Origin of the sequence: Kosakonia radicincitans DSM 16656, from assembly GCF_000280495.2 — a bacterium.
Lineage (GTDB): Bacteria > Pseudomonadota > Gammaproteobacteria > Enterobacterales > Enterobacteriaceae > Kosakonia > Kosakonia radicincitans.
Genome location: NZ_CP018016.1, coordinates 1701844 through 1726149 on the forward strand (window position 1 = coordinate 1701844; position 24306 = coordinate 1726149).

General features: G+C 56.5%; 22 protein-coding genes. 12 read left to right on the forward strand and 10 right to left on the reverse strand.

Annotated elements, in window-relative coordinates:
* Window positions 1-41: 41 nt before the first annotated feature.
* Window positions 42-1067, reverse strand: a complete 1026-nt coding sequence (locus Y71_RS08400; RefSeq protein WP_007371100.1) for a chemotaxis protein — start codon at window positions 1065-1067, stop codon at window positions 42-44.
* A 76-nt stretch (window positions 1068-1143) separates the two neighbouring features.
* Window positions 1144-2061 (reverse strand): ribonuclease BN, encoded by a 918-nt coding sequence (rbn, locus tag Y71_RS08405; protein WP_007371101.1) that lies wholly within the window; start codon window positions 2059-2061, stop codon window positions 1144-1146.
* A gap of 66 nt (window positions 2062-2127) precedes the next feature.
* Here rbn and Y71_RS08410 point away from each other — a divergent pair, with 66 nt between their 5' ends.
* The 8 genes from Y71_RS08410 (at window position 2128) to menE (ending at window position 10047) form a co-directional block, all read left to right on the forward strand.
* On the forward strand, window positions 2128-2589 hold the full coding sequence (locus Y71_RS08410; protein WP_007371102.1) for a GNAT family N-acetyltransferase: 462 nt from the start codon (window positions 2128-2130) through the stop codon (window positions 2587-2589).
* 53 nt (window positions 2590-2642) lie between these two features.
* The gene (gene elaB, locus Y71_RS08415) at window positions 2643-2948 is read left to right on the forward strand and encodes a stress response protein ElaB (protein ID WP_007371103.1); all 306 of its coding nucleotides are present in this window, start codon (window positions 2643-2645) and stop codon (window positions 2946-2948) included.
* Between the two features lie 87 nt (window positions 2949-3035).
* A complete protein-coding gene (gene menF, locus Y71_RS08420; protein ID WP_007371104.1) occupies window positions 3036-4334 on the forward strand; it encodes an isochorismate synthase MenF in 1299 nt (432 codons plus the stop codon).
* 71 nt (window positions 4335-4405) lie between these two features.
* Window positions 4406-6076 (forward strand): 2-succinyl-5-enolpyruvyl-6-hydroxy-3-cyclohexene-1-carboxylic-acid synthase, encoded by a 1671-nt coding sequence (gene menD, locus Y71_RS08425; protein WP_007371105.1) that lies wholly within the window; start codon window positions 4406-4408, stop codon window positions 6074-6076.
* Window positions 6073-6849, forward strand: coding sequence for a 2-succinyl-6-hydroxy-2,4-cyclohexadiene-1-carboxylate synthase (menH, locus tag Y71_RS08430; RefSeq protein ID WP_007371106.1), 777 nt, complete (start codon window positions 6073-6075; stop codon window positions 6847-6849). Before menD ends, menH begins: the two co-directional genes overlap by 4 nt.
* The gene (menB, locus tag Y71_RS08435; protein ID WP_007371107.1) at window positions 6846-7703 is read left to right on the forward strand and encodes a 1,4-dihydroxy-2-naphthoyl-CoA synthase; all 858 of its coding nucleotides are present in this window, start codon (window positions 6846-6848) and stop codon (window positions 7701-7703) included. Before menH ends, menB begins: the two co-directional genes overlap by 4 nt.
* Window positions 7703-8668 (forward strand): o-succinylbenzoate synthase, encoded by a 966-nt coding sequence (menC, locus tag Y71_RS08440; protein ID WP_007371108.1) that lies wholly within the window; start codon window positions 7703-7705, stop codon window positions 8666-8668. Before menB ends, menC begins: the two co-directional genes overlap by 1 nt.
* Window positions 8665-10047 (forward strand): o-succinylbenzoate--CoA ligase, encoded by a 1383-nt coding sequence (gene menE, locus Y71_RS08445; protein ID WP_007371109.1) that lies wholly within the window; start codon window positions 8665-8667, stop codon window positions 10045-10047. Before menC ends, menE begins: the two co-directional genes overlap by 4 nt.
* A 141-nt stretch (window positions 10048-10188) precedes the next feature.
* Here the strand turns inward: menE and nudI are convergent, their stop codons facing one another.
* Window positions 10189-10614 carry a nucleoside triphosphatase NudI gene (nudI, locus tag Y71_RS08450; RefSeq protein WP_007371110.1) on the reverse strand — a complete coding sequence of 142 codons (426 nt, stop codon included), beginning with the start codon at window positions 10612-10614 and terminating at the stop codon, window positions 10189-10191.
* Window positions 10615-10784: 170 nt separating this feature from the next.
* On the opposite strand from nudI, the gene Y71_RS08455 reads away from it, so the two are divergent.
* Together Y71_RS08455 and Y71_RS08460 are read left to right on the forward strand one after the other, a co-directional pair.
* Window positions 10785-11327 (forward strand): YfaZ family outer membrane protein, encoded by a 543-nt coding sequence (locus tag Y71_RS08455; RefSeq protein WP_007371111.1) that lies wholly within the window; start codon window positions 10785-10787, stop codon window positions 11325-11327.
* A 93-nt stretch (window positions 11328-11420) separates the two neighbouring features.
* Window positions 11421-12617 carry a nicotinamide mononucleotide deamidase-related protein YfaY gene (locus Y71_RS08460; protein WP_007371112.1) on the forward strand — a complete coding sequence of 399 codons (1197 nt, stop codon included), beginning with the start codon at window positions 11421-11423 and terminating at the stop codon, window positions 12615-12617.
* 28 nt (window positions 12618-12645) lie between these two features.
* Here Y71_RS08460 and glpC read toward each other — a convergent pair whose 3' ends face one another.
* From glpC to glpA, 3 genes are read right to left on the reverse strand one after another with little or no spacing between them, the layout of a single operon-like run.
* A complete protein-coding gene (gene glpC, locus Y71_RS08465; RefSeq protein WP_007371113.1) occupies window positions 12646-13836 on the reverse strand; it encodes an anaerobic glycerol-3-phosphate dehydrogenase subunit GlpC in 1191 nt (396 codons plus the stop codon).
* Window positions 13833-15089 carry a glycerol-3-phosphate dehydrogenase subunit GlpB gene (glpB, locus tag Y71_RS08470; RefSeq protein ID WP_007371114.1) on the reverse strand — a complete coding sequence of 419 codons (1257 nt, stop codon included), beginning with the start codon at window positions 15087-15089 and terminating at the stop codon, window positions 13833-13835. The genes glpC and glpB overlap by 4 nt, the downstream gene beginning before the upstream one ends.
* Window positions 15079-16701, reverse strand: coding sequence for an anaerobic glycerol-3-phosphate dehydrogenase subunit A (gene glpA, locus Y71_RS08475; protein WP_007371115.1), 1623 nt, complete (start codon window positions 16699-16701; stop codon window positions 15079-15081). Before glpA ends, glpB begins: the two co-directional genes overlap by 11 nt.
* 273 nt (window positions 16702-16974) lie before the next feature.
* Between glpA and glpT the strand changes: the two genes are divergently transcribed.
* The gene (gene glpT / locus Y71_RS08485; RefSeq protein ID WP_007371117.1) at window positions 16975-18327 is read left to right on the forward strand and encodes a glycerol-3-phosphate transporter; all 1353 of its coding nucleotides are present in this window, start codon (window positions 16975-16977) and stop codon (window positions 18325-18327) included.
* A gap of 12 nt (window positions 18328-18339) precedes the next feature.
* Window positions 18340-19410, forward strand: a complete 1071-nt coding sequence (gene glpQ, locus Y71_RS08490) for a glycerophosphodiester phosphodiesterase (protein ID WP_007371118.1) — start codon at window positions 18340-18342, stop codon at window positions 19408-19410.
* Window positions 19411-19472: 62 nt separating this feature from the next.
* Here the strand turns inward: glpQ and yfaE are convergent, their stop codons facing one another.
* The 4 genes from yfaE to ubiG all read right to left on the reverse strand — a co-directional run bounded on the left by yfaE (window position 19473) and on the right by ubiG (window position 24264).
* Complete coding sequence (gene yfaE / locus Y71_RS08495; RefSeq protein ID WP_007371119.1) at window positions 19473-19727, reverse strand: class I ribonucleotide reductase maintenance protein YfaE; 255 nt, start codon at window positions 19725-19727, stop codon at window positions 19473-19475.
* Entirely contained in the window at window positions 19727-20857 is a 1131-nt protein-coding gene (gene nrdB, locus Y71_RS08500; protein WP_007371120.1) for a class Ia ribonucleoside-diphosphate reductase subunit beta, read from the reverse strand. The genes yfaE and nrdB overlap by 1 nt, the downstream gene beginning before the upstream one ends.
* Window positions 20858-20907: 50 nt before the next feature.
* The gene (gene nrdA / locus Y71_RS08505) at window positions 20908-23193 is read right to left on the reverse strand and encodes a class 1a ribonucleoside-diphosphate reductase subunit alpha (RefSeq protein WP_007371121.1); all 2286 of its coding nucleotides are present in this window, start codon (window positions 23191-23193) and stop codon (window positions 20908-20910) included.
* A gap of 342 nt (window positions 23194-23535) precedes the next feature.
* Window positions 23536-24264, reverse strand: a complete 729-nt coding sequence (gene ubiG, locus Y71_RS08510) for a bifunctional 2-polyprenyl-6-hydroxyphenol methylase/3-demethylubiquinol 3-O-methyltransferase UbiG (RefSeq protein WP_007371122.1) — start codon at window positions 24262-24264, stop codon at window positions 23536-23538.
* Between the last annotated feature and the right edge of the window lie 42 nt (window positions 24265-24306).

A 24306-nucleotide genomic window follows, 5' to 3' on the forward strand; every position in this document is an offset into this window, starting at 1 on the left:
CGCCGGGCTGCAAACCTGGCGGTTTTTTTATGGCGCAGAAATTACTTCGCCAGTAACGGCTGTGAAGCAACCTGGTGGTGGCTAATCAGCGGGCCGCGTACATTATTGGCCGCGCGGTCGAGCACTTCCTGAATCACTGACGAAAGCTCGTTGATTTCGAACTTCGCAACATAGCCGTCGGCCTGCACTTTACGTACGTGATCTTCGTTCGCGCTACCGGAGAGTGACGAGTGGATCACCACCGGAATATTTTTCAGGCGCGGATCGGTTTTGATCAGACGCGTTAAAGTAAAGCCGTCCATTTCCGGCATTTCAAGATCGGTCAGTACCATGGCGATCTTATCGCTAACCGGTATACCTTCACTGTCGGCCTGCTGCGCCAGAAGCTGGATTTTCTCCCACGCATCTTTGCCAGTGATATGCATGTCGGTCGGAATTTCCATCGCGTTGAGGCCTTTTTCCAGCATGGCGCGCGCCACTTTGGAGTCTTCCGCCACAATCGCCACCGAGCCCGGCTTCAGATGGAATTTCTTGTCCGGCACATGATCGCCATGAACGTCGTGATCCGCAGGCACAATGTCATACAGGATCTGCTCAACATCCAGCACCATCGCCAGATTGTTGGTGTCCTTATCGTCATCCAGGCAGGCAATGCTGGTGATATAACGACCGTTGATCGCTTTCTCAGCCGTATGCACTTGTTTCCAGTCCAGGCGAGTGATGTTATCTACCGACTCCACCGCAAAGGCCTGCACGCTACGGGCATATTCTGTGATTAACAAAATATTGAGGCCGGTCGTGGGCTTGCAGCCCGCCACCGCCGCCAGGTCAATCACCGGGATCACCTGGTCGCGGATATTGACCATCCCCAGTAAGGGCGGCTTCATTCCGGCAGGGCGAGTGAAGGTGGGCATCGGTACTATTTCGCGCAATTTAAACACGTTGATGCCAAACAACTCTGCTTTCGTGGAATCTAACGACGTGCCGAGACGAAACAGCAACAGCTCAAACCGGTTCGACAGAGTAAGATTCGCCCTGTCATCGATGTCTTTCTGGAAATTATCCATCATGCCCTCAATAGAAGATGCCTGCGTATATCTATTATCGGCATGCGGTGAAAAAAATAGAGTGCCTAAATTAAAATCAAATGTGAACCAACGCAAAATCCTCAGCCATAGTTGTTTGCGCAAAGATCGCCTGGCATTCGGCCAGCAATGCCTGGCTACCTTTATCGTCATAGCGTGAACTGAGGTGAGTAATCACCAGCCTGCCTGCGCCCGCGTTCAGCGCCAGTTGCGCGGCCTGTCGCGTTGAACTGTGACCGCGGCTATTCGCTTTCTCCTCCATTGCGCTTTCCAGCGTGGCTTCATGCACCAGCAGATCCACACCGCGCGCCAGTTCAAGCGATGCAGGGCAGGGAGAGGTATCGCCAAAAATCGCCAGCTTTTTACCTGGCTCTGCCGAGGCAAGGTAATCCGCACCGCACAGCGTGCGGCCATCTTCCAGCGTTACCGTTTCACCCGCTTTTAATTTCTGAAACAGCGGCCCTGGCGTTACGCCTGCGGCGATTAGCGCGGCCGCGTCCAGTGCGCCGGGCTTATCATGCTCTTCAATACGATAACCGTAGCACTCCACCGGGTGCGCCAGCGGGTAAGCCGTCACTTTGCGCAGACCGTCATCCACCACCAGCCCGGCAGTGACTTCATGGATGGTCAGCGGGTAGTCGGTCCATGAACCGCTCAGCCTTAAAGTTGTTTCCACAAACTCGCGAATGCCTTGCGGGCCATAGATATCCAGTGGCTGAACATTCCCGGCCATCGAGCGGCTGCACAGCAACCCCGGCAAACCAAACAGGTGATCGCCATGCAGATGAGTGATAAAAATTTTGTCCAGCTTGCCTGGGTGGAACGCCGTACGCAGCATCTGGTGCTGCGTGCCTTCACCACAATCAAACAACCAAAGCCCTGCGCGGGTTGGGTGCTGTAAATTCAACAGCATCGCCGTTACGTTACGCGTGCGCGTCGGGACTCCGGCGGAGGTGCCCAGGAAAATCAGTTCCACAGTTTTGCTCTGCCCAAATCACAAAAAATTGAGTATAACGGGATGATAACAAATAAGGAGCAAGAGATGATCCGCTGGCAAGACCTGCACCATTCTGAACTCACCGTTGCTGAACTCTACGCTGCACTGAAGCTGCGCTGTGAAGTGTTTGTTGTCGAGCAAACCTGCCCTTATCTGGACGTGGATGGCGATGACCTGACAGGAGAAAACCGGCATATTCTTGGCTGGAAAGAGAATCAGCTGGTGGCGTATGCGAGGATTCTGAAAAGTGATGATGATCTGTCGCCCGTGGTGATTGGCCGGGTGATTGTCAGCGCTCAGGTCAGAGGGGAAAAACTGGGCTACCAGTTGATGGAGCGCGCCGTGAACTCCTGTGAGCAACATTGGCCGCAGCAGGCGCTGTACCTGGGTGCGCAGGCACATCTGCAATCTTTTTATGCGCACTTTGGCTTTCAGCCAGTGACGGATGTCTATGATGAAGATGGCATTGCGCACATCGGAATGGCGCGGGAGATCCACCAGGCGTAACCCGCAGTGTTTGTCTATAGTTAGCGGACAGGTGCATAACATGGAGACAAACGATGTCATATCACTCTTATGATTCAAATATTGATGACGACCTGACCCTGCTGAGCGAAACGCTGGAAGAAGTCCTCCGCTCCTCGGGCGACCCTGCAGACCAGAAGTACATCGAACTCAAAGCCCGCGCCGAGAAGGCGCTGCATGACGTGAAGAACCGCGTCAGCAGCGCGTCGGATACCTACTACTATCGGGCGAAAAAAGCGGTGTATCGCGCCGACGATTATGTTCATGAAAAACCGTGGCAGGGCATTGGCGCTGGTGCTGCTGTCGGTCTGGTGCTCGGCCTGCTACTGGCCCGCCGCTAACGCTTCACTTCCCCTCCCTGGAAGGGGGTACTGTTATTACGTTTAGTACCCCGTATACTATGTGGTTTTTAACAGGGAGGGGCTCGCGTGCTTTCCATTTCCTCTGCGCTTGGCGACCTGTATCGCTGCCTGACCGATCGTTTTCCCCGGTCGCCTGGTTTTTGCTTTTTTGATGCGCCTTTCCCGTTAAACGACGCTTTCGATCCGCTGGCATGGCTCGCCAGTCAGCCTGTCTGGCCGCAATTTTACTGGCAGCAGCGTAGCGGGGACGAGGAGACGGCCGCGCTTGGCGCGCTATGCCACTTCTCATCGTTACCTCTTGCCCAACAATTTTTACACGCCTTGCCAGAGGATGTTCGTATCTGGGGGCTGAATGCCTTTGATCCTTCGCAGGGATCGCTGTTTTTGCCACGCCTTGAGTGGCGTCGTGAAGGTGGCCGAGCGATGTTACGGCTTTACCTCTACAGCGAGACCTCACTGCATGACGACGCTGAGCGCGCAGCTGAGTTTTTGCAGGCACTTTCGCCTTTCACTCCACTTGCCAACCTGAAACAGCAGCCATGTCTTGCGCAGCGCCATTACCCGGAGCGTGAGGCCTGGAAAAGCCTGATTGCGCAGGCGTTGGGTACGCTGGAAAGCGCTGAGCTGGATAAAGTGGTGCTCGCCAGGGCGACCGATTACTCCTATGCAAATGCCGTGAATGCGGCTTCGTTGATGGCTGCCAGCCGCCGCGTTAATTACCACTGTTTCCACTTTATGATGGCCTTTGACGCGCAGAATGCCTTTTTAGGATCTTCGCCGGAGCGCCTGTGGCGGCGACGCGGTCATGCACTGCGTACCGAAGCGCTGGCCGGAACGGTGGCCGGTCATGATGACGATCTGCAGGCGCAGCGCCTGGCCGACTGGCTGATGGGCGACGATAAAAATCAGCGGGAAAATATGCTGGTGGTGGAAGATATCTGCCAGCGTTTGCAGCAGCAGACGGCGGCGCTCGATGTGCTGCCGCCGCAGATCGTCAGGCTGCGCAATGTTCAGCACCTCCGGCGTTGTATCTGGAGCGATTTACAAACGCCCGACGACGCATTATGCCTGCAACTGTTACAGCCGACAGCCGCCGTCGCCGGGTTACCGCGCCGTTCAGCGTGGGACTTTATTCAGCGCAACGAACCGTTCACCCGTGAATGGTATGCCGGATCGGCGGGATATTTATCCCGTCAGCAGAGTGAATTCTGCGTCGCGCTACGCTCAGCAAAAGTCAGCGGCAGTACCGTTCGGCTGTACGCCGGAGCTGGCATTGTGCCTGGCTCCGACGCCGAGCAAGAGTGGCAGGAAATCGACAATAAAGCGGCGGGCCTGCGATCTTTATTAGAACTTACGCACGCATAACCGATTCATATCAAAATTCGATTTTTTCTGATTATTTATACTGAACAGCAATATTGATACCGGACAAACTCATGTCAATCAGTTCATTTAACCGACGCTGGGCGACGGTGATCCTTGAGGCCCTTACCCGTCATGGCGTCAGGCATGTTTGTATTGCCCCCGGATCGCGTTCCACCCCTTTAACGCTGGCGGCAGCGGAAAATAGCGCTTTTATCCACCATACGCACTTTGATGAGCGGGGTTTAGGCCATCTTGCGCTGGGGCTGGCGAAAGCGAGCAAAGAGCCCGTCGCGGTTATCGTGACGTCCGGTACGGCGGTGGCAAATCTCTATCCCGCGCTGATCGAAGCCGGTCTGACCGGCGAAAAGCTGGTGCTGCTCACCGCCGATCGTCCGCCTGAGCTGATTGATTGTGGGGCAAACCAGGCTATCCGCCAGCCGGGGATGTTCGCCTCGCATCCCACTGAATCTCTCGCGTTGCCGCGCCCGTCGCAGGATATCCCGGCCCGCTGGCTGGTATCGGCTATTGATAACGTGCTCGGCTCGTTGCATGGCGGTGCGGTACACATTAACTGTCCGTTTGCTGAACCTCTGTATGGCGAAATGGATGAAAGCGGTCTTGCCTGGCAACTGGCACTGGGCGACTGGTGGCAGGATGATAAACCGTGGCTGCAAACACCGAACAAAGTCAGTAGCGAAAAGCAGCATGACTGGTTTTTCTGGCGGCAAAAACGCGGCGTTATTGTGGCCGGTCGCATGAGTGCGAGCGAAGGCAAGCTGCTGGCTGAATGGGCGAAAACGCTCGGTTGGCCATTAATGGGCGATGTTTTATCCCAGACCGGCCAGCCGTTGCCGTGCGCCGATCTGTGGCTCGGCAACAGCCGTGCGACAGAAGAATTGGCCCAGGCACAAATTGTGTTGCAGTTTGGCAGCAGCCTGACCGGTAAACGGCTACTCCAGTGGCAGGCAACCTGCGAACCGCAAGAATACTGGCTGATTGATAATCTACCGGGACGGCTGGATCCGGCGCACCATCGCGGACGTCGGCTGGTTTCGGACGTCGACGGTTGGCTGGCGTTACATCCGGCGGAGCCGCGCGCGCCCTGGAGTGTGGCGCTACCGCAGCTCTCCGCGCAGGCGTGGGACAGGGTCGCGTCGCAGCGTGAAACCTTTGGCGAAGCGCAGCTTGCGCACCGCATTGCCGATTATTTACCGGAACAGGGGCAGCTTTTTCTCGGCAATAGCCTGGTGGTACGGCTGGTGGATGCGTTCGGGCAGATCCCGGCGGGTTATCCGGTCTTCAGCAACCGTGGCGCCAGCGGCATCGACGGTTTGATATCGACTTCAGCAGGCGTGCAGCGCGCCAGCGCCCGCCCGACGTTGGCAATGGTTGGCGATCTTTCTGCCCTCTACGATCTGAATGCGCTGGCGTTGCTGCGTCAGGTTTCTGCGCCTTTTGTCCTGCTGGTGGTGAACAACAACGGCGGGCAAATCTTTTCTCTGCTGCCGACGCCACCCGCCGAGCGCGAGCAGTTCTATCTGATGCCGCAGAACGTGCATTTTGACCACGCGGCAGCAATGTTCGGTCTTGATTACCATCGTCCGGAAAACTGGGAAGCGCTGGAATTGGCGTTATCCGGCGCCTGGTGCAAACCGGGTGCTACACTGATTGAACTGGTGGTCAACGACACGGATGGTGCGCAGACGTTGCAAACGCTGCTGGCGCAGGTGAGCCAGTTGTGACGCTGCACGGGCGCGCTATCTCTGCCGACAGGCCGCAGCCGTGGCTGGTCTTTTTGCACGGTTTTTCCGGCGATAACCGCGAGTGGCAAGCGGTCAGTGAAACGCTGACTGCGTTCCCCCGGCTTTTGCTCGATCTGCCCGGGCATGGCGGTTCCGACGACCTTTCTGTGGCCTCGTTCGATAAGATGGACGCGCTACTGCGGGCAACGCTTATTCGTTACAACATACAAAACTACTGGCTGATAGGTTATTCGCTGGGCGGGCGGATTTCGATGTACCACGCTTGCCAGCATCCTGCCGGTTTATGCGGTGTTGTCATTGAAGGCGGGCATCCGGGGCTGACTGATGCAACCAGCCGCCGCGAACGTCTGGCATCGGACAGACAATGGGCGGCGCGTTTTCGTCAGCAGCCGCTTGAGGCCGTCTTTGATGCCTGGTACCGGCAGCCGGTTTTTGCCTCGCTCAGCGAGCCGCAGCGCGCGGCGCTGGTCGCATTGCGCAGCCAGAACAATGGCGCAATGCTTGCCGACATGCTGGAAGCAACCTCGCTGGCGCAGCAGCCCGATCTTCGTAGCACATTGCGGGCGCTTTCCATTCCTGTTCATTATTTATACGGTGAATACGACAGTAAGTTTCAGGCGCTGGCGACGCAAGTCACCGGCCACTGTCACGCCATTCCTGCCGCCGGGCACAACGCGCACCGGGAAAACCCCGCGGCCGTTGCTGACATCCTGGCGCGAATTCTGCGTCTTGAGATAAAGGACACACTATGATCTATCCAGATGAAACCATGCTTTACGCGCCGGTTGAGTGGCGTGACTGTTCCGAAGGCTACACCGACATTCGTTACCAGAAGACCGCCGACGGGATTGCCAAAATCACCATCAACCGTCCGCAGGTGCGCAATGCATTCCGTCCGCTGACGGTGAAAGAGATGATCCAGGCGCTGGCCGATGCGCGTTATGACGACAGCGTTGGCGTTATCATTCTGACCGGCGAAGGCGACAAAGCATTTTGCTCGGGCGGCGATCAGAAAGTGCGCGGTGATTACGGCGGCTACCAGGATGACTCCGGCGTGCACCATCTCAACGTGCTCGATTTCCAGCGCCAGATCCGCACCTGCCCGAAACCGGTAGTGGCGATGGTGGCTGGCTATTCCATTGGCGGCGGCCATGTGTTGCACATGATGTGCGATCTGACCATTGCGGCAGAGAACGCCATTTTCGGTCAGACTGGCCCGAAAGTCGGCTCCTTTGATGGCGGCTGGGGCGCGTCTTATATGGCGCGCATCGTCGGGCAGAAAAAAGCCCGCGAGATCTGGTTCCTCTGCCGTCAGTACGACGCACAACAGGCGCTGGATATGGGGCTGGTGAACACGGTGGTGCCGGTGGCGGATCTGGAGAAAGAGACCGTGCGCTGGTGCCGTGAAATGCTGCAAAACAGCCCGATGGCGCTGCGCTGCCTGAAAGCGGCGCTGAATGCTGACTGCGACGGCCAGGCGGGTCTGCAAGAGCTGGCGGGTAATGCCACCATGTTGTTCTACATGACCGAAGAGGGTCAGGAAGGGCGCAACGCCTTTAACCAGAAACGTCAGCCCGATTTCAGCAAATTCAAACGGAACCCATAATGCGACAGGCGCAACTTTACCGCTGGCAAATTCCGCTCGATGCGGGTGTCGTGCTGCGTGAGCGGCGCCTGAAAACCCGCGACGGCTTGTTTGTCCATTTACAGGCCGACGGGCGCGAAGGATGGGGAGAGATCTCCCCGCTGCCGGGCTTTAGCCATGAAACGCTGGACGAGGCGCAACAGGCGGCAATCAGCTGGTTGCGCGGCTGGCGTGAAGATAAAACATTATCGTTGCCCGAGCAGCCGTCAGTGGCATTTGGTCTGAGCTGCGCGCTGGCGGAACTGCACGGCGAGTTACCACAACAGGCGGACTATCGCGCCGCCATGCTATGCAGTGGCGATCCGGACGAGCTGTTTGCTGCGCTGGCTGCTTTGCCGGGTGAGAAAGTGGCGAAAGTGAAGGTCGGGTTATACGAAGCGGTGCGCGATGGCATGGTGGTTAACCTGCTGCTGGAGTCGATCCCCGATTTACGCCTGCGTCTGGACGCCAATCGCGCCTGGACACCGCTGAAAGCGCAGCAGTTTGCCAAATATGTAAACCCGGAATACCGCTCACGCATTGCCTTTCTCGAAGAGCCGTGCAAAACCCCCGCAGAGTCGCTGGCCTTTGCCCGCGAAAGCGGAATAACCATCGCCTGGGATGAAAGCCTGCGCGATGATGGCTTTCAGCTTACGCCACAGCAAGGATTGGGCGCGGTAGTGATCAAACCCACGCTGACCGGTAGTTTGCAGCGGGTGCAGCAGCAGGTTGCGGTAGCAAAAGCGCTCGGGCTGACGGTGGTAATCAGTTCGTCTATTGAATCCAGTCTTGGCCTGACGCAGCTTGCGCGTATTGCCGCCTGGCTGACGCCTGGCACCATTCCCGGGCTGGATACCTTACAACTGATGCAGTGCCAGCTCCTGCGCCGCTGGCCAGAGAGCGATTTACCCTGTTTACAGACAGAGGTACTGGAACCACTACTATGACCTTTACGGACTGGCCCTGGCGGCACTGGCGGCAGGTACGTGGCGATCAGATTGCGGCCCGCCTTGAACAACAGACCCTGAACTGGCGTGAACTGTGCGCACGTATCGATGGGCTGGCCAGCGGTTTTGCGCGGCAGGGGGTGAACGCCGGTGATGGCGTTATGTTGCGGGCGCGTAATCATCCGGACACGCTGCTGGCGTGGCTGGCACTGTTGCAGTGTGGCGCGCGGGTGCTGCCGGTTAACCCGCAACTGCCCGCCGTGTTGCTGGATGCACTCTTACCGCAACTGACGTTGCGCTTCGCGTTGGATTTAGATACTGGCGGCGGCTGGCCTGCTCTGGAGGCGCTGGCGCTTGATGAACTCGCTGGCGAGCATGCCGTGGCGTGGCACCCGCAGCGTCTGGCGTCGATGACCTTGACTTCCGGCTCCACCGGCCTGCCGAAAGCGGCCGTTCACACGTTTCATGCTCACCTCGCCAGCGCCGGGGGCGTGCTGGCGTTGATTCCCTATGCTGAGAATGATGACTGGCTGCTGTCGCTGCCGCTGTTTCACGTCTCCGGGCAGGGGATTTTGTGGCGCTGGCTGCTGGCCGGGGCGCGGATCGCCGTACAGCCTGCATTACCTTTGGCACAGGCGCTGGTCGGTTGCACGCATGCTTCGCTGGTGCCGACGCAGTTGTGGCGCTTACTCAACGACAACGCGTTGGTATCGTTGAAAGCGGTCCTGCTCGGCGGCGCAGCGATTCCGGTGGCGCTGACGCAGCAGGCGCATGAACGCGGTATTCGCTGTTTTTGCGGCTATGGTCTGACGGAGTTTGCCTCGACGGTATGCGCCAAAGAAGCCGACGGCGCGCCAGATGTCGGTTACGCCCTACCCGGGCGCGAAGTGAAAATTGTTGATGAAGAGGTCTGGCTGCGGGCGGAGAGCATGGCGTCAGGGTACTGGCGCAACGGCGAGCTTCTGCCGCTGGTGAACAGTGAAGGCTGGTTTGCCACTCGCGATCGCGGGATGCTTCACGACGGTTGCCTCACTATCCGTGGCCGGCTGGATAATCTTTTCTTCAGCGGCGGGGAAGGGATTCAACCGGAAGAGGTGGAACGCGTGATCGCGCGTCATCCACAGGTTCAGCAGGTTATGGTTGTGCCGGTTGATGATGCCGAGTTCGGCCAGCGCCCGGTGGCGGTGGTGGAGTGTGAAGGCAGCGTTGATGTGGCTGCGCTGTCAGAGTGGGTGAGCGATAAACTGGCTCGTTTTCAGCAGCCGCTGCGCTGGCTGGCGATGCCTGCTGAGCTGAAAAATGGCGGGATCAAAATCTCGCGGCGCGCAGTGCTTCAGTGGGCGAATGCCGCCGTTAATGGCACGGTGCGATCAGCATAATCAACATTGCGCAGTTTCTCAGGGACCAGGGCATACGGCAGGAAGTGTTACGTATTGCCGGGAAAGGGCTCAGGCCCGACGATGTGGTAAAACTGATCGGGCTTTCGGCTGACGTGGCTGAGCAGGCCAGCCATTGAGGGTTTACAGCAATCCTTTCAGGGTTAATGTCCTGCGGGTGGCGTCGTTGAGATCGTAATGGTGCAGGTCCGCAGGCATCACCCACGCAAAATCCTGAAACTCGTCATTGATGCTGACTTCACGGTTGGCGCTGATGCAGTCGAAGATCAGGTAAATCATGTAGATCGGCTCTTTCGTGCCGTCGGGGTAGGTTTTCATCCGCGTATCATCGCGAAAGGTCCACGGCGTTATCTGGCTTAATACCAGTTTATCGCCCAGCTCTTCGCGGATTTCTCTGCGCAGCGCTTCTTCAATCCGTTCGCCCGGTTCCACACCGCCGCCTGACAAAGCCCACTGGCCAGGAAAGACGCCACGGTCATTGGCCATTTTGCATAACAGGTACGCGCCATCATTTTGAATCAGCGGGCAGACAATTGTCCGTTGTCGCATTGGTCCCTCCTTGATGATGAGAAAAGTCTGCGCAACGTTATAGCACACTACTGCACAGAGAAAGTGCGCGGCTTAGCGCATCATCCCTTTTTTATTCATTATGCGAAAAGAAAAATAGGCATATAATCAGCAGCTTTGGGAAATTGGCTTGAAATGTGCGGATATCAAAAATGAAAAAAGTGGCTTTGTTAGGGTTAGCCAGTCTGCTGCTGGCATCTGCCGGCGCGCAGGCTGTGAGTTTGAATGGTCAGCTTGGTAAAGATTACAGCAACTTAGGTTTTGGGTTCGGCACTGAAACCAGCGGTATTGCCGTAACCGGCAACTGGGCGCACAGCGAAGATGATGGTGAAGTCGCCGGTCTGGGTCTGGGCTATAACCTTCCGCTGGGGCCGTTCCTGGCAACGGTCGGCGGTAAAGGCCTTTATATCAGCCCGGATTCCGGCAGCGATGGTTACGCCATCGCGGTCGGCGGCGGCCTGCAATGGAAAATCGCCAGCAGCTTCAGCCTGTTCGGCGAATATTACTACTCGCCGGATTCGCTCTCCAGCGGCGTGAAAGAGTATCAGGAAGCGAACGCCGGTGCGCGTTACACCATTATGCGCCCGCTGACCGTTGAAGCCGGTTATCGCTATATCGATATGACCGGTAAAGAAGGTCATCGTGATAACGCCGTGGCCGATGGCCCGTACGTCGGCGTAAGTGCCAGCTTCTGATTCCCCGGCGCGGCGTTCGTCCGCGCCAGTTTATTGCCTTTTTTACCCCGCACATGCGTTATAGTGTTTCAACCTCGATTGCTGGAGATAACAATGTTAAACGTGGAGATGCTGTCCACCGGCGATGAAGTGCTGCATGGTCAGATTGTGGATACCAATGCGGCATGGCTGGCGGACTTTTTCTTTAATCAGGGACTGCCGTTAACGCGCCGCAACACCGTCGGCGATAATCTCAATGATCTGGTTGCCATTCTGCGTGAACGCAGCGAACACGCGGATGTGCTGATTGTAAACGGCGGTCTTGGGCCAACCAGCGACGATCTGAGCGCGCTGGCGGCAGCGACAGCCAAAGGTGAAGGGCTGGTGTTGCACGAAGCCTGGCTGGCGCAAATGGAGCGTTTTTTCAGTGAACGTGGTCGCGTGATGGCGCCCAGCAACCGCAAACAGGCGGAAATCCCGGCCAGCGCGGAACTGGTCGATAACCCGGTCGGCACCGCGTGCGGCTTTGCCATACAGCTAAACCGCTGTCTGATGTTCTTTACCCCCGGCGTGCCGTCTGAGTTCAGGGTGATGGTTGAGCACGAAATCCTGCCGCGTCTGCGTGCGCGTTTTACTCTGCCAGAGCCGCCGATTTGTCTGCGTCTGACCACCTTTGGTCGCTCGGAAAGCGATCTGGCGCAAAGCCTGGCGCACCTCGAATTGCCTGAAGGCGTGGTGATGGGCTACCGCTCATCAATGCCGATTATTGAACTGAAACTGACCGGTCCGGCGGAGCATCGCGCGGCGATGGAAGCCGTGTGGCCGCAAGTGAAACGTGTCGCCGGTGAGAGCCTGATTTTTGAAGGCACCGTCGGCTTACCGGCGCTGCTTGCCGCGCGGCTGCGCGAGCGTCAGCTCAGCCTGACCCTGAGCGAGCAGTTCACCGGTGGTCTGGTCGCACTGCAACTTTCCCGGGCCGGTGCGCCGCTGCTGGCCAGCGAAGTGTTGCCGTCGCAGGCGGAAGAACTGGCACAAAGCGCGCGCTGGACGACCGAACTGCGCAACCGGCATCTCGCCGGGCTGGCGCTGACCGTCACTGGCCTGGAAGAGGATCACCTCAACTTTGCGCTTGCCACGCCGGAAGGGACGCAGGCGCTGCGGGTGAAATTCAATACCAATCGCCATGGTCTGGTCGTGCGTCAGGAAGTGTGCGCGATGATGGCGCTCAATATCCTGCGCCGCTGGCTGGAAGGTAAAGATCTGGCCAGCGATCACGGCTGGATCAATGTTGTCGAAACTCTGTCGGTGTAATTCCGAAAGAAAGGGTAACGGCTTGCCGTTACCCTAATGCTTGCGCCAGCAGAGTGATGGGGTGTTCGCAGCGCTTGCTGGTGGACATCTCAATCTGCCACTTGCAGGTTTCGCAATCCGTCACCACCAGGTCGGCGCCGCTGGCCTCAATCTGGGCAAACAGCGGCGCGCCGATGGCCTGCGAAGTTGTGTAGTTCTCGCTTTTAAAACCGTACGTGCCAGCGATACCGCAGCAGCGGGAGTCCAGCACTGTCAGTTCCAGCCCCGGAATGCGTCGTAGCAGTTCCAGCGTGTAGTGCGTCCAGCCCATTTTTTCCAGATGACACGGGGTGTGATAGACCACCTTCAGCGGTGTCTCACGCAGCGTCAGCTTTTTCCCTTCATCCAGCATGCGCCAGATCCAGCGCGTCGCCAGATCGATGTGTGAGCGCACATGGCTGTTATCCACATCCAGCAGATGCGGATACTCATCGCGCAGGGTGAAAGCGCAGGTGGAAGAGGTGGCGATCACCGGTAAGCCTTGCTCGCCAACGGTTTGCGTCAGCGACTGCACATTGAATTGCGCCTGTTTTTTCGCTTTTGCGAAGAAGCCATTGGCAATCAGCGGCACGCCGCAACACTTCTCCCGCTGTAATAACTGCACGCCAATGCCCATGTCGTTCAGCAGACGGATCAGATCCTTGCCCAACTGTGGATGGTTGTAATTGACATAGCAGCCGTGAAAAAACGCTACCTGTTGAGGAAATGCCCGCTGTTGCGCGGCGATGCTACGATACCAGCGGCGAAACGTGCCGTGAGAGTATTTCGGCAGCGCGCGATGGTGATCAATTTTCAGCGTTTTATCAAGCAACTGGCGTACCGGCTTTAACGCCGTAGCGGTGTTGACGAGTGGAGCAACGGGCGTTGATAGCGAGCCCATCAAATCCGTATGACTGAGGATGACATTACGCAGCGAGAACGGTTTTGCCGCGTACTGGACGCGGGCGCGCTGAATAATGTCGCCAATCTTCACCCCGGAAGGGCAGGCGGTTTCACAGCGTTTACAGTTGGTGCAATACTTCAGCGCATCGTCATACAGCGCGGCGTCTTTCAGACGCAGCCGTTCGCCATCGGGACCGGCCTGTTTCGGGCCGGGATAATTGGGGTTAACCCGGCTAACCGGGCATGCGGTGGTGCATGCGGTGCATTTAATGCAGCTTTCGAACTGCGTGCTGTTCATTGTTCGCCTCCTTGTGCAATGATCTGCTGCGCGGCATGCAGCGCCGTCACGGCGCAAACGCCGCCGCCGCATCCCTGAGCGACCGCATCGAACCCGCCCAGCACCGAACCAATAACATAAAGATTCTCCACGACAGCGCCCTGACACAGGCCGCGCAGTTGCGCGTCGGTCCGGACGCCAAATTGCTGCCACGGCTGGCTGTCAAACACATCGTCGCGATACCAGTCGCTGCGCTTGTCGCTCTGCATGACATCGAGATCGAAAACCGCCTCCCGCACGCGATCGCGCCCGGCGATCAGGCCATTGCTGAAGAAACTGCCGCTGGCCAGCACGACGTGGCGCGCACGCAGCGGAATGTCTTCATGCTTACGGGTCCAGAGCTGCGTGACATGGTTGTGGCTGATGTCGGCACGCAGCACGTCGTCGCCTGGCATCCAGCTCCCGCCTTGTTGAATAAAACGCTGCTGCAACAATAACTGCATGCGCATTCCCGGTACAGATGGCGGCAGCGTTGGCAGCAGGCGCAGCGGGCAGGCTAATTGTTTATTCAGTTGGGTAAAGACATGGTTGTCCGTCAGGCCGAAGCAGGCGGGCAGCCAGAGCATTCCGTATTGCTGGCTGAGCGGAAGCAGTGCGTTATACAGTTCGCTATAGTGCTCCGGTGCATCCAGCAGGCGGGCAATATTCACCGCGCGGAACTCGCTGGGGTTATCGCGCAGCCTGTCCAGAGCTGGCAGTTCAATCTCTTCGGCATGGGCATCGATGCCGCGTTTACGCAGCGCGCTTGCGGCCAGTTGCGGCTGAAAATCAAGAAACCCACTAATGCCGACCACCGCAGTTCGCTGTTGCGCCTCTGTTTTGCGCGGTACTTCCTGCGGGCTAAGCCAGGCGCGGCGAAACGTGCCCAGCGGCGTCACGCGGTGATGCGGTGTATCAATCTCCCCCTGTAACGCCAGCTTACAGTCGGCGAGCAGGGTTTGCGCCTGCTGCGCGTAGTGACGCACCGCTTTCGCGCCCAGCAGCGCGTAAGGATGCGCGCCGTAGTGTTGCTCAAGCACAGCAATGGCGCTGTCGATGTCGGTAACCGGTTGCCCGTCCGGAAGAAAGGAGAGCAGATCCAGCGAACCGGAAGAGAAACTCAGCGCGCTCTGGCCCCGGCTGATAATCGCGCAGCGCTGCCCGCTTTCGCTCAGGCGAATTCCGCACAACAGTCCTGCCAGACCGCCGCCGATGATGACCGTGTCAAATCTCATCTTCTGCCTCCTTTTCCAGACCACATAATCCCTGGTAAACCCAACGAGTGAACTCGCTTTCGCGCAGGGCATCGCCCCAGGCCACCGGCTTCACGCCTTTCCAGCGTTCATTAAGGAAATCACGCAACTGGCTGAGCGACTCGGTTTCGCTGGTAACATGCAGACGGTTTAACAGCCCGGCGGCGCGACAGGCGCATAATTCCCCCTGGCAGGTGCCCATGCCGACGCGCGTGCGGCGGCGCAAATCGAGCAGCGAATGGACATTCAGGTTTTCCACCGCGTACTGCACTTCGCCCGCCGTCACGGCTTCACATTCGCAGACCAGGCTGCGGTTGTGGCGATCGCTGCCAAGCCAGTTGGGTGTTCGATCGCCGTGACGATAAACCGCAGAACCGCGCAGCGGCGTTGGCAGTGAGATGATTTTTTTCAGTGTTTGCTCGGTTGACTCCCGGGAACCAGGCAGCGGAGTGGAAGCGGTGGTGCAGGCCGCGCCGTGGTTCAGTTTTTGGCAGACCGCATCCGTTGCCCATTCGGCCATCAAACGGTAGGTCATCAGTTTGCCGCCGGTAATGGTGATAAACCCTTCCAGCCCGTCGCGCTGCGCGTGATCCAGCAGCACAATGCCCCGGCTGACATTGCGGCCGCTCGGATCGTCATCGCTGGCTACCAGCGGACGAACGCCCGCATAGGCGCGCAGAATACGCGTTTGCGCCATTACCGGTGCCAGTTTTTCCCCTTCCCGCAGCAGGATATCCACCTCTTCCGGCGTCACGCGGACGTTATCGATATCGGCGTAATCAATGTGCGTGGAGGTGGTGCCGATCAGTGAAATGGTGTCGCCAGGCACCAGAATATCGGCATCGGCAGGTTTGCGGCAGCGGTTAATAACCCGCTGATTGATTCGGTGATCGAGGATTAACAGCGCGCCTTTGGCCGGGAACATGCGAATGCGCAGATCGGCATATTCCGCGATGCGCTGGCCCCAGATCCCGGCAGCGTTCACCACCACTGGCGCGTAAAGTTGCAGATTTTCGCCGCTGGCAGGATGCCAGAGATTCACGCCGCTCACGCGATCGCCATGGCGAATCAACCCGCACACTTCGTGGCCAGTAAGGATTTTTGCTCCGTGCTCACGCGCATCCAGCATATTGCTGGCGGTCAGGCGGAAAGGATCCACTGTCCCATCCGGCACCCGCACAGCGCCGAGCAGCGTCGGGTTAACGCTCGGTTCTAACCGCAGCGCTTCTTGCGGCGAAATCGCCTGTGCCGGAATACCTGCCTGCCGGCAGCAATTGATAAACTGGCTTTGATAGACCAAATCATCTTCCGGCAACGTAATGAACAGACCATCGGTGGGTTCAACGCAGTGACGGGCAATGCGTTTGAGGATTTGGTTCTCTGCAATGCATTCGCGCGCAGATTCGTTATCAGTGACCGCATAGCGCGCCCCGCTGTGCAGCAGGCCGTGGTTGCGGCCAGTTGCGCCGGTGGCGATGTCGTGACGTTCGATCAGCACCGCGCGCAGTCCGCGCAGAGCGCAGTCACGGGCTATCCCGGCACCGGTGGCTCCGCCGCCAATAATAATCACATCGTAATCAGGAGAGTTATGCATCTTCGCGTCCCTGTGGCCGACTTTCAGATGCAACCATTTAGCCACACCATGAGTGTGGTTTGTTTGATATCGCGCATATTCGAGCAAATAACGAAAGTCGAACGCGCTTTCATGCGTGAAATTAGACTCTTGTCATATTTCTGTAACATTTATTGCGACAACCCGTTCTCTCTACGTAAAACTTTCTCTACAATCCGCCGCGAATAACTTTCGTAATGTTCGTTTTCACTCATTCTTGCCCGAAATGAGTCTTACCGCGCCACGGAGGCCGCTATGTTGAGTATTTTTAAACCTGCCCCCCATCTTTCGCGTCTGCCGGACGCGCAAATCGACCCGCTTTATCGGCGGCTGCGCTGGCAAATTTTCCTCGGCATTTTTTTTGGTTACGCTGCCTATTATCTGGTGCGTAAAAACTTTGCCTTGGCCATGCCGTACCTCGTTGAACAGGGGTTCTCCCGTGGCGATCTGGGGTTTGCGCTTTCAGGTATCTCGATTGCCTACGGCTTTTCGAAATTCATCATGGGCTCGGTATCGGATCGTTCGAATCCGCGCGTGTTTCTGCCCGCCGGGCTGATTCTTGCTGCTGCCGTGATGCTGTTTATGGGCTTTGTGCCCTGGGCCACCTCCAGCATTATGATCATGTTTGTGCTGCTCTTTTTATGCGGTTGGTTCCAGGGGATGGGCTGGCCGCCGTGTGGACGTACGATGGTGCACTGGTGGTCGCAGAAGGAGCGCGGCGGCGTTGTTTCTGTGTGGAACTGCGCGCATAACGTTGGCGGCGGTATTCCGCCACTGCTGTTTTTGTTAGGGATGGCCTGGTTTAACGACTGGCGTGCAGCGCTGTATATGCCAGCCTTTGGCGCGATTCTGGTGGCGATTATCGCCTTTGCTCTGATGCGTGATACGCCGCAATCCTGCGGTTTGCCGCCGATCGAAGAGTACAAAAACGACTACCCGGATGATTACAGTGACAAGCACGAAGAAGAGCTGTCGGCGAAGCAGATTTTTATGCAGTACATCCTGCCGAACAAGCTGTTGTGGTACATCGCCGTGGCTAACGTGTTCGTATATCTGCTGCGTTACGGCATTCTCGACTGGTCGCCAACTTACCTGAAAGAAGTGAAGCACTTCGCGCTGGATAAATCCTCGTGGGCCTATTTTTTGTATGAGTACGCGGGTATTCCCGGCACGCTGCTCTGCGGCTGGATGTCGGACAAAGTGTTCCGTGGCAATCGCGGCGCGACCGGCGTGTTCTTTATGACGCTGGTGACAATCGCGACTATTGTTTACTGGCTGAACCCGGCGGGCAATCCGACGGTAGATATGGTCTGTATGATCGTCATTGGCTTCCTGATTTATGGCCCGGTGATGCTGATTGGTCTGCATGCACTGGAGCTGGCACCGAAAAAAGCGGCAGGTACGGCAGCCGGGTTTACCGGATTGTTTGGCTACCTCGGCGGTTCTGTCGCCGCCAGTGCCATTGTCGGTTATACCGTTGATTTCTTCGGCTGGGATGGCGGTTTTATGGTGATGATCGGCGGCAGCATTCTCGCCGTTTTGTTGCTGATTATCGTGATGCTGGGCGAAAAACGTCACCATGCTGAGATGCTGGCGCGCCGTCAGTAAAAGGGAGTGCAGATGAAAACCACCTTTACCCGTATCACAACCGGCCTGTTACTAGCCGGTTTATTTGCCAGCCAGGCGCTGGCGGCGGAGAAAATCGTGATTGCCCATCGCGGTGCAAGCGGCTATCTGCCGGAGCACACATTACCGGCAAAAGCGATGGCTTATGCGCAGGGCGCCGATTATCTCGAGCAGGATCTGGTGATGACCAAAGACGACCAGTTGGTTGTCCTGCACGATCACTATCTGGATCGCGTGACCGATGTGGCGGAGCGTTTTCCGCAGCGCGCCCGTAAAGATGGCCGCTTTTACGCCATCGACTTTACGCTGGACGAAATTCGTTCGCTGAAGTTTACCGAAGGCTTTGATGTGGAAAACGGCAAGAAAGTGCAGCTCTTTCCGGGGCGCTTTCCGATGGGCAAATCGGAATTCCGCATTCATACCTTTGCCGAAGAGATTGAGTTTGTGCAGGGGTTGAACCACTCCACGGGCAAAAATATCGGTATCTACCCGGAAATCAAAGCGCCGTGGTTCCATCATCAGGAAGGCAAGGACATTGCTGCGAAGACGCTGGAAGTGCTGAAAAAGTACGGTTACACCAGTAAAAAAGACAAAGTCTACCTGCAATGTTTTGATGCCGACGAGCTAAAGCGCATTAAACATGAGCTGGAGCCGAAGATGGGGATGGATCTCAATCTGGTGCAACTGATTGCCTACACCAAATGGCATGAAACTCAGCAAAAACAACCGGATGGTAAATGGGTGAATTACAACTATGACTGGATGCTGCAACCCGGCGCGATGCAGCAGATTGCGCAGTATGCTGACGGGATTGGCCCGGATTACCATATGCTGGTGGCCGACGGTTCCACGCCGGGCAACGTGAAGCTAACGCAGATGGTCAAAGAGGCGCATGAACACCATTTGCAGGTGCATCCGTTTACCGTGCGGGCCGATCAGCTTCCGCCGTACGCCAGTGATGTCAATCAGCTGTATGAGGTGCTGTACCGGCAGGCGGATGTCGATGGCTTGTTTACCGACTTCCCGGATAAAGCAGTGCAGTTTTTAAAAGATAAGCGGCAGTAGGGAAAGCTGTTTCGCCAGATGGTGCTGAAGCCGTCAACAAAAAAGGGCCGTATGGCCCTTTTTTACATCTCAATCTCAATATCGCCTTTCGCCCGGCAGCAGCAGGGCAAAATTTCCCCTTCGTTAACGAAGGCCAGCGGCTCGGCAATCCAGTCAACCTGGCCTGCTACCAGACGACAACGGCAGGAACCGCAGTAGCCTGCGCGGCACTGGTACTCCACTTCCACCTGCTGTGACTCCAGCGCCACCAGCAGGGAAGGGTGCTCATCCCGGCACAGCACCTCGGTGCCGGAAAGGCGCAGCGTTACGCGACTCATCAGAGCTGGAAGCTGCTCAGATCGTCGGTATCGACTTCAGAATCGATCTGACCGACCAGGTAGGAACTGACTTCCACTTCCTGCGGCGCCACCTGCACGTTATCGGAAACCAGCCAGGTGTTGATCCACGGAATCGGGTTTGAACGCGTCTGGAACGGCAGATCGAGGCCAACCGCCTGCATGCGGATGTTGGTGATGTATTCGACGTACTGGCAGAGAATGTCTTTGTTCAGGCCGATCATTGAACCGCCCTGGAACAGGTATTCCGCCCACTCTTTCTCCTGCAAAGCCGCCTGCACGAACAGGTCATAGGATGCCTGTTTGCACTCTTCGGCAATCTCTGCCATTTCCGGATCGTCAGCGCCAGAGCGCAGCAGGTTCAGCATATGCTGAGTGCCGGTCAGGTGCAGCGCTTCATCGCGGGCAATCAGGCGGATGATTTTGGCGTTGCCTTCCATCAGTTCGCGCTCGGCAAAGGCAAAGGAGCAGGCGAAGCTGACATAGAAGCGAATCGCTTCCAGCGCATTAACGCTCATCAGGCACAGGTAGAGTTTCTTTTTCAGCTCGCGCAGGTTCACGGTAACGGTTTTGCCGTTCACGGTGTGTGTGCCTTCGCCCAGCAGATGCCAGTAGCTGGTCGTCTCAATCAGGTCATCATAGAAATGCGAGATGCCTTCCGCACGTTTGAGGATCTGCTCGTTGGTGACGATATCGTCAAACACCACCGCTGGATCGTTAACGATGTTGCGGATGATGTGGGTGTAAGAGCGCGAGTGGATGGTTTCGGAAAACGCCCACGTCTCGACCCAGGTCTCCAGTTCCGGAATGGAGATCAGCGGCAGCAGTGCGACGTTCGGGCTGCGACCCTGGATGGAATCCAGCAGCGTCTGGTATTTCAGGTTGCTGATAAAAATATGTTTTTCGTGTTCCGGCAGCGCCTGGAAATCGATACGGTCGCGGGAAACATCAACTTCTTCCGGACGCCAGAAGAAAGAGAGTTGTTTTTCAATCAGCTTTTCAAAGATGTCATATTTTTGCTGATCGTAGCGCGCCACGTTAACCGGCTGGCCAAAGAACATCGGCTCCAGTAGCTGATTGTTTTTCGTCTGTGAAAAAGTGGTGTAAGCCATGAAAGTGTCCTGTCTTGCGAAAGAAAAGGGCGGGTTTCCCCGCCCCTTCGTTAGATCTTACATGCGCCGCTTTCGCAGCCATCGTCCTGGATGGAAGGTACCAGGTCATCCTGGGCATCTTCCGCTCCATCGCGGGTGTTTTGATAGTACAGCGTTTTCACGCCAAATTTGTACGCGGTGAGCAAGTCTTTCAGTAATTGTTGCATCGGCACTTTGCCCGACGGGAAACGGCTCGGATCGTAGTTGGTGTTCGCCGAAATCGACTGATCGATAAACTTCTGCATAATGCCGACCAGTTGCAGGTAGCCGTCATTGTTCGGCATTTCCCACAGCAGCTCGTAAGCGGTGCTCAGTTTTTCGTAGTCCGGCACCACCTGGCGCAGAATACCATCTTTCGACGCTTTGATGCTCACGTGGCCGCGCGGCGGTTCGATTCCGTTGGTGGCGTTGGAGATCTGCGATGACGTTTCAGACGGCATCAGCGCGGAGAGCGTGGAGTTACGCAGACCGTGCGTTTTGATGGATTCGCGCAGTGCTTCCCAGTCGTAATGCAGCGGCTCGTTGGTAATACCGTCGAGATCTTTCTTGTAGGTGTCGATCGGCAAAATGCCCTGCGAATAGGTGGTTTCATTGAACCACGGGCATGCACCTTGCTCTTTCGCCAGCTCGTTAGACGCTTTCAGCAGCCAGTACTGAATGGCTTCGAAGGTTTGATGCGTCAGGTTATTGGCGCTGCCGTCGGAGTAACGCTTGCCGTTCTTCGCCAGCCAGTAAGCAAAGTTGATCACGCCGATACCCAGCGTACGGCGGCCCATGGCGCCACGTTTTGCCGCCGGGATTGGGTAATCCTGGTAATCCAGCAGCGCGTCGAGAGCACGTACCGCAAGCGTTGCCAGCTCTTCCAGCTCGTCGAGGTTTTTGATGGCGCCGAGGTTGAAAGCAGACAGCGTACAGAGTGCGATTTCACCGCTGTCGTCATTAACGTCATCCAGCGGCTTGGTCGGCAGCGCGATTTCCAGGCACAGGTTGGACTGACGTACCGGTGCGACCTGCGGGTCGAACGGGCTGTGAGTGTTGCAGTGGTCGACGTTCTGGATGTAGATACGGCCCGTTGAAGCACGTTCCTGCATCATCAGTGAGAACAGCTCAACCGCTTTGATGCGCTGCTTACGGATGCTGTCGTCTTTCTCATATTGGGTGTACAGACGCTCGAACTCGTCCTGATCGGCGAAGAACGCGTCATACAAACCCGGGACGTCGGACGGGCTGAACAGGGTGATCTCTTCACCTTTCAGCAGACGGGTGTACATCAGTTTGTTGATCTGTACGCCGTAGTCCATGTGACGCACGCGGTTACCTTCCACGCCGCGGTTGTTTTTCAGTACCAGCAGGCTTTCTACTTCCAGGTGCCACATCGGGTAGAACAGGGTGGCCGCACCACCGCGTACGCCGCCCTGCGAGCAGGATTTCACCGCCGTCTGGAAATGTTTGTAGAACGGAATACAGCCAGTGTGGAACGCTTCACCACCACGGATCGGGCTGCCCAGCGCGCGGATGCGACCGGCGTTGATGCCGATACCGGCACGCTGGGAAACGTATTTCACAATCGCGCTGGAAGTGGCGTTGATGGAATCCAGGCTGTCGCCGCACTCAATCAGTACGCAGGAGCTGAACTGACGCGTCGGAGTACGCACGCCGGACATGATCGGCGTCGGCAGCGAAATTTTGAACGTGGATACCGCATCATAGAAACGCTTCACGTAGTCCAGACGCGTTTCACGTGGGTAGTTCGAGAACAGGCAGGCAGCAACCAGAATATAGAGGAACTGCGCGCTCTCGTAGATTTCGCCGGTCACGCGGTTCTGTACCAGGTATTTCCCTTCCAGCTGCTTCACGGCGGCATAGGAGAAGTTCATATCACGCCAGTGATCGATAAAACCGTCCATCTGCTTGAACTCTTCTTCCGTGTAGTCTTCCAGCAGATGATGATCGTATTTACCCAGTTCGATCATTTTTTTCACGTGGTCGTACAGCGTTGGCGGTTCAAACTGACCGTAAGCTTTTTTACGCAGGTGGAAAATCGCCAGGCGCGCGGCCAGGTACTGGTAGTCCGGCGCATCGCGGGAGATTAAATCCGCGGCGGCCTTGATGATGGTCTCATGGATGTCGGAGGTTTTGATCCCGTCGTAAAACTGAATATGTGAACGCAGTTCAACCTGAGAGATAGAGACGTTACTCAGCCCCTCTGCCGCCCAATCCAGCACTCGATGGATTTTGTCGAGATTGATGCGCTCAGTGCCACCATCACGTTTTGTCACCAGCAGACTCTGATTCATGTGATTACCTGTCCGTGAAATAAAAGTATCCCCCAATTATCCACAGTTCGTCGCTGTGACTAACTCTGTGGATAAATACTATATGTAGGGGGTTTGCGATAAGGAAAACGCTATATGGTGATTATTCTAGTAAGGATTCTTTTCAGTACAAGAGTTGATTTTGAGGTTAAATTGAGGTTGCGAAAGCGTAATAAACGCTAAGTCCTCATGCTGTAAGGCCTGGCGGGGATGTCAACATTTTGCAAAAAAAAATGAATTTTTGATCGAGTGCTGATTTCTTCATCGGGAAAGGCAAATGCGCAGCTTGATACTGCGCAACATTTATAACTTTAACTAATGACCTTAGTTGTTTTTTGCCGTTGTGTGTAACATGTAATTAACATCAACGCCCGGCCCTAAGGTAAATTTATTCAGCAGCGGATTATAATGCAGCCCGGTGATATGACGTTCCTGAAGCACCGTCTCATCGATCCAGGTTAATAATTCAGCAGGTTTAATGAATTTCTTCACGTCGTGCGTGCCTTTCGGCACCATGCGCAGCACATATTCTGCGCCGACGACAGCCATCAGCCAGGATTTGCCATTGCGGTTAATTGTCGAGAAGAAGACGTGACCGCCCGGTTTAACCAGCTGCGCACACGCTTTTACCACCGATTGCGGATCGGGGACGTGCTCCAGCATCTCCATACAGGTCACCACGTCGTACTGCTGCGCGTGTTTCGCGGCATGTTCTTCGACGGTTTCCTGAACATAATCGACCTGCACGCCGGATTCCAGCGCATGCATACGCGCGACCTGCAACGGTTCAAAGCCCATATCCAGACCGGTCACCGTTGCGCCTTCCTGCGCCATGCTTTCCGCCAGGATGCCGCCGCCGCAGCCAACATCGAGCACCTTTTTACCGAACAGACCGCCGGCATGTTCGCTAATGTAGCCCAGACGCAGCGGGTTAATACGGTGCAGGGGCTTAAACTCACCCTCTTTATCCCACCAGCGTGAAGCGACAGCTTCGAATTTGGCGATTTCAGCGTGGTCAACATTCTGAGCGGCCAGTGTTTTTTCGGCATTCATGGGCGCATTTACTCCTCTCTCAATAAGACGTGTGAGTATATC

What these genes read in the sequence shown, in the direction of transcription:
- menC (WP_007371108.1), top strand. Translation starts at nt 7,703, where the DNA reads ATGCGACAGGCGCAACTTTACCGCTGGCAAATTCCGCTCGATGCGGGT.
- menB (WP_007371107.1), top strand. Translation starts at nt 6,846, where the DNA reads ATGATCTATCCAGATGAAACCATGCTTTACGCGCCGGTTGAGTGGCGT.
- nrdA (WP_007371121.1), bottom strand. Translation starts at nt 23,193, where the DNA reads ATGAATCAGAGTCTGCTGGTGACAAAACGTGATGGTGGCACTGAGCGC.
- yfaE (WP_007371119.1), bottom strand. Translation starts at nt 19,727, where the DNA reads ATGAGTCGCGTAACGCTGCGCCTTTCCGGCACCGAGGTGCTGTGCCGG.
- menD (WP_007371105.1), top strand. Translation starts at nt 4,406, where the DNA reads ATGTCAATCAGTTCATTTAACCGACGCTGGGCGACGGTGATCCTTGAG.
- Y71_RS08460 (WP_007371112.1), top strand. Translation starts at nt 11,421, where the DNA reads ATGTTAAACGTGGAGATGCTGTCCACCGGCGATGAAGTGCTGCATGGT.
- nudI (WP_007371110.1), bottom strand. Translation starts at nt 10,614, where the DNA reads ATGCGACAACGGACAATTGTCTGCCCGCTGATTCAAAATGATGGCGCG.
- glpT (WP_007371117.1), top strand. Translation starts at nt 16,975, where the DNA reads ATGTTGAGTATTTTTAAACCTGCCCCCCATCTTTCGCGTCTGCCGGAC.
- nrdB (WP_007371120.1), bottom strand. Translation starts at nt 20,857, where the DNA reads ATGGCTTACACCACTTTTTCACAGACGAAAAACAATCAGCTACTGGAG.
- glpC (WP_007371113.1), bottom strand. Translation starts at nt 13,836, where the DNA reads ATGAACAGCACGCAGTTCGAAAGCTGCATTAAATGCACCGCATGCACC.
- Y71_RS08400 (WP_007371100.1), bottom strand. Translation starts at nt 1,067, where the DNA reads ATGGATAATTTCCAGAAAGACATCGATGACAGGGCGAATCTTACTCTG.
- Y71_RS08455 (WP_007371111.1), top strand. Translation starts at nt 10,785, where the DNA reads ATGAAAAAAGTGGCTTTGTTAGGGTTAGCCAGTCTGCTGCTGGCATCT.
- glpA (WP_007371115.1), bottom strand. Translation starts at nt 16,701, where the DNA reads ATGCATAACTCTCCTGATTACGATGTGATTATTATTGGCGGCGGAGCC.
- glpQ (WP_007371118.1), top strand. Translation starts at nt 18,340, where the DNA reads ATGAAAACCACCTTTACCCGTATCACAACCGGCCTGTTACTAGCCGGT.
- menE (WP_007371109.1), top strand. Translation starts at nt 8,665, where the DNA reads ATGACCTTTACGGACTGGCCCTGGCGGCACTGGCGGCAGGTACGTGGC.
- elaB (WP_007371103.1), top strand. Translation starts at nt 2,643, where the DNA reads ATGTCATATCACTCTTATGATTCAAATATTGATGACGACCTGACCCTG.
- ubiG (WP_007371122.1), bottom strand. Translation starts at nt 24,264, where the DNA reads ATGAATGCCGAAAAAACACTGGCCGCTCAGAATGTTGACCACGCTGAA.
- Y71_RS08410 (WP_007371102.1), top strand. Translation starts at nt 2,128, where the DNA reads ATGATCCGCTGGCAAGACCTGCACCATTCTGAACTCACCGTTGCTGAA.
- glpB (WP_007371114.1), bottom strand. Translation starts at nt 15,089, where the DNA reads ATGAGATTTGACACGGTCATCATCGGCGGCGGTCTGGCAGGACTGTTG.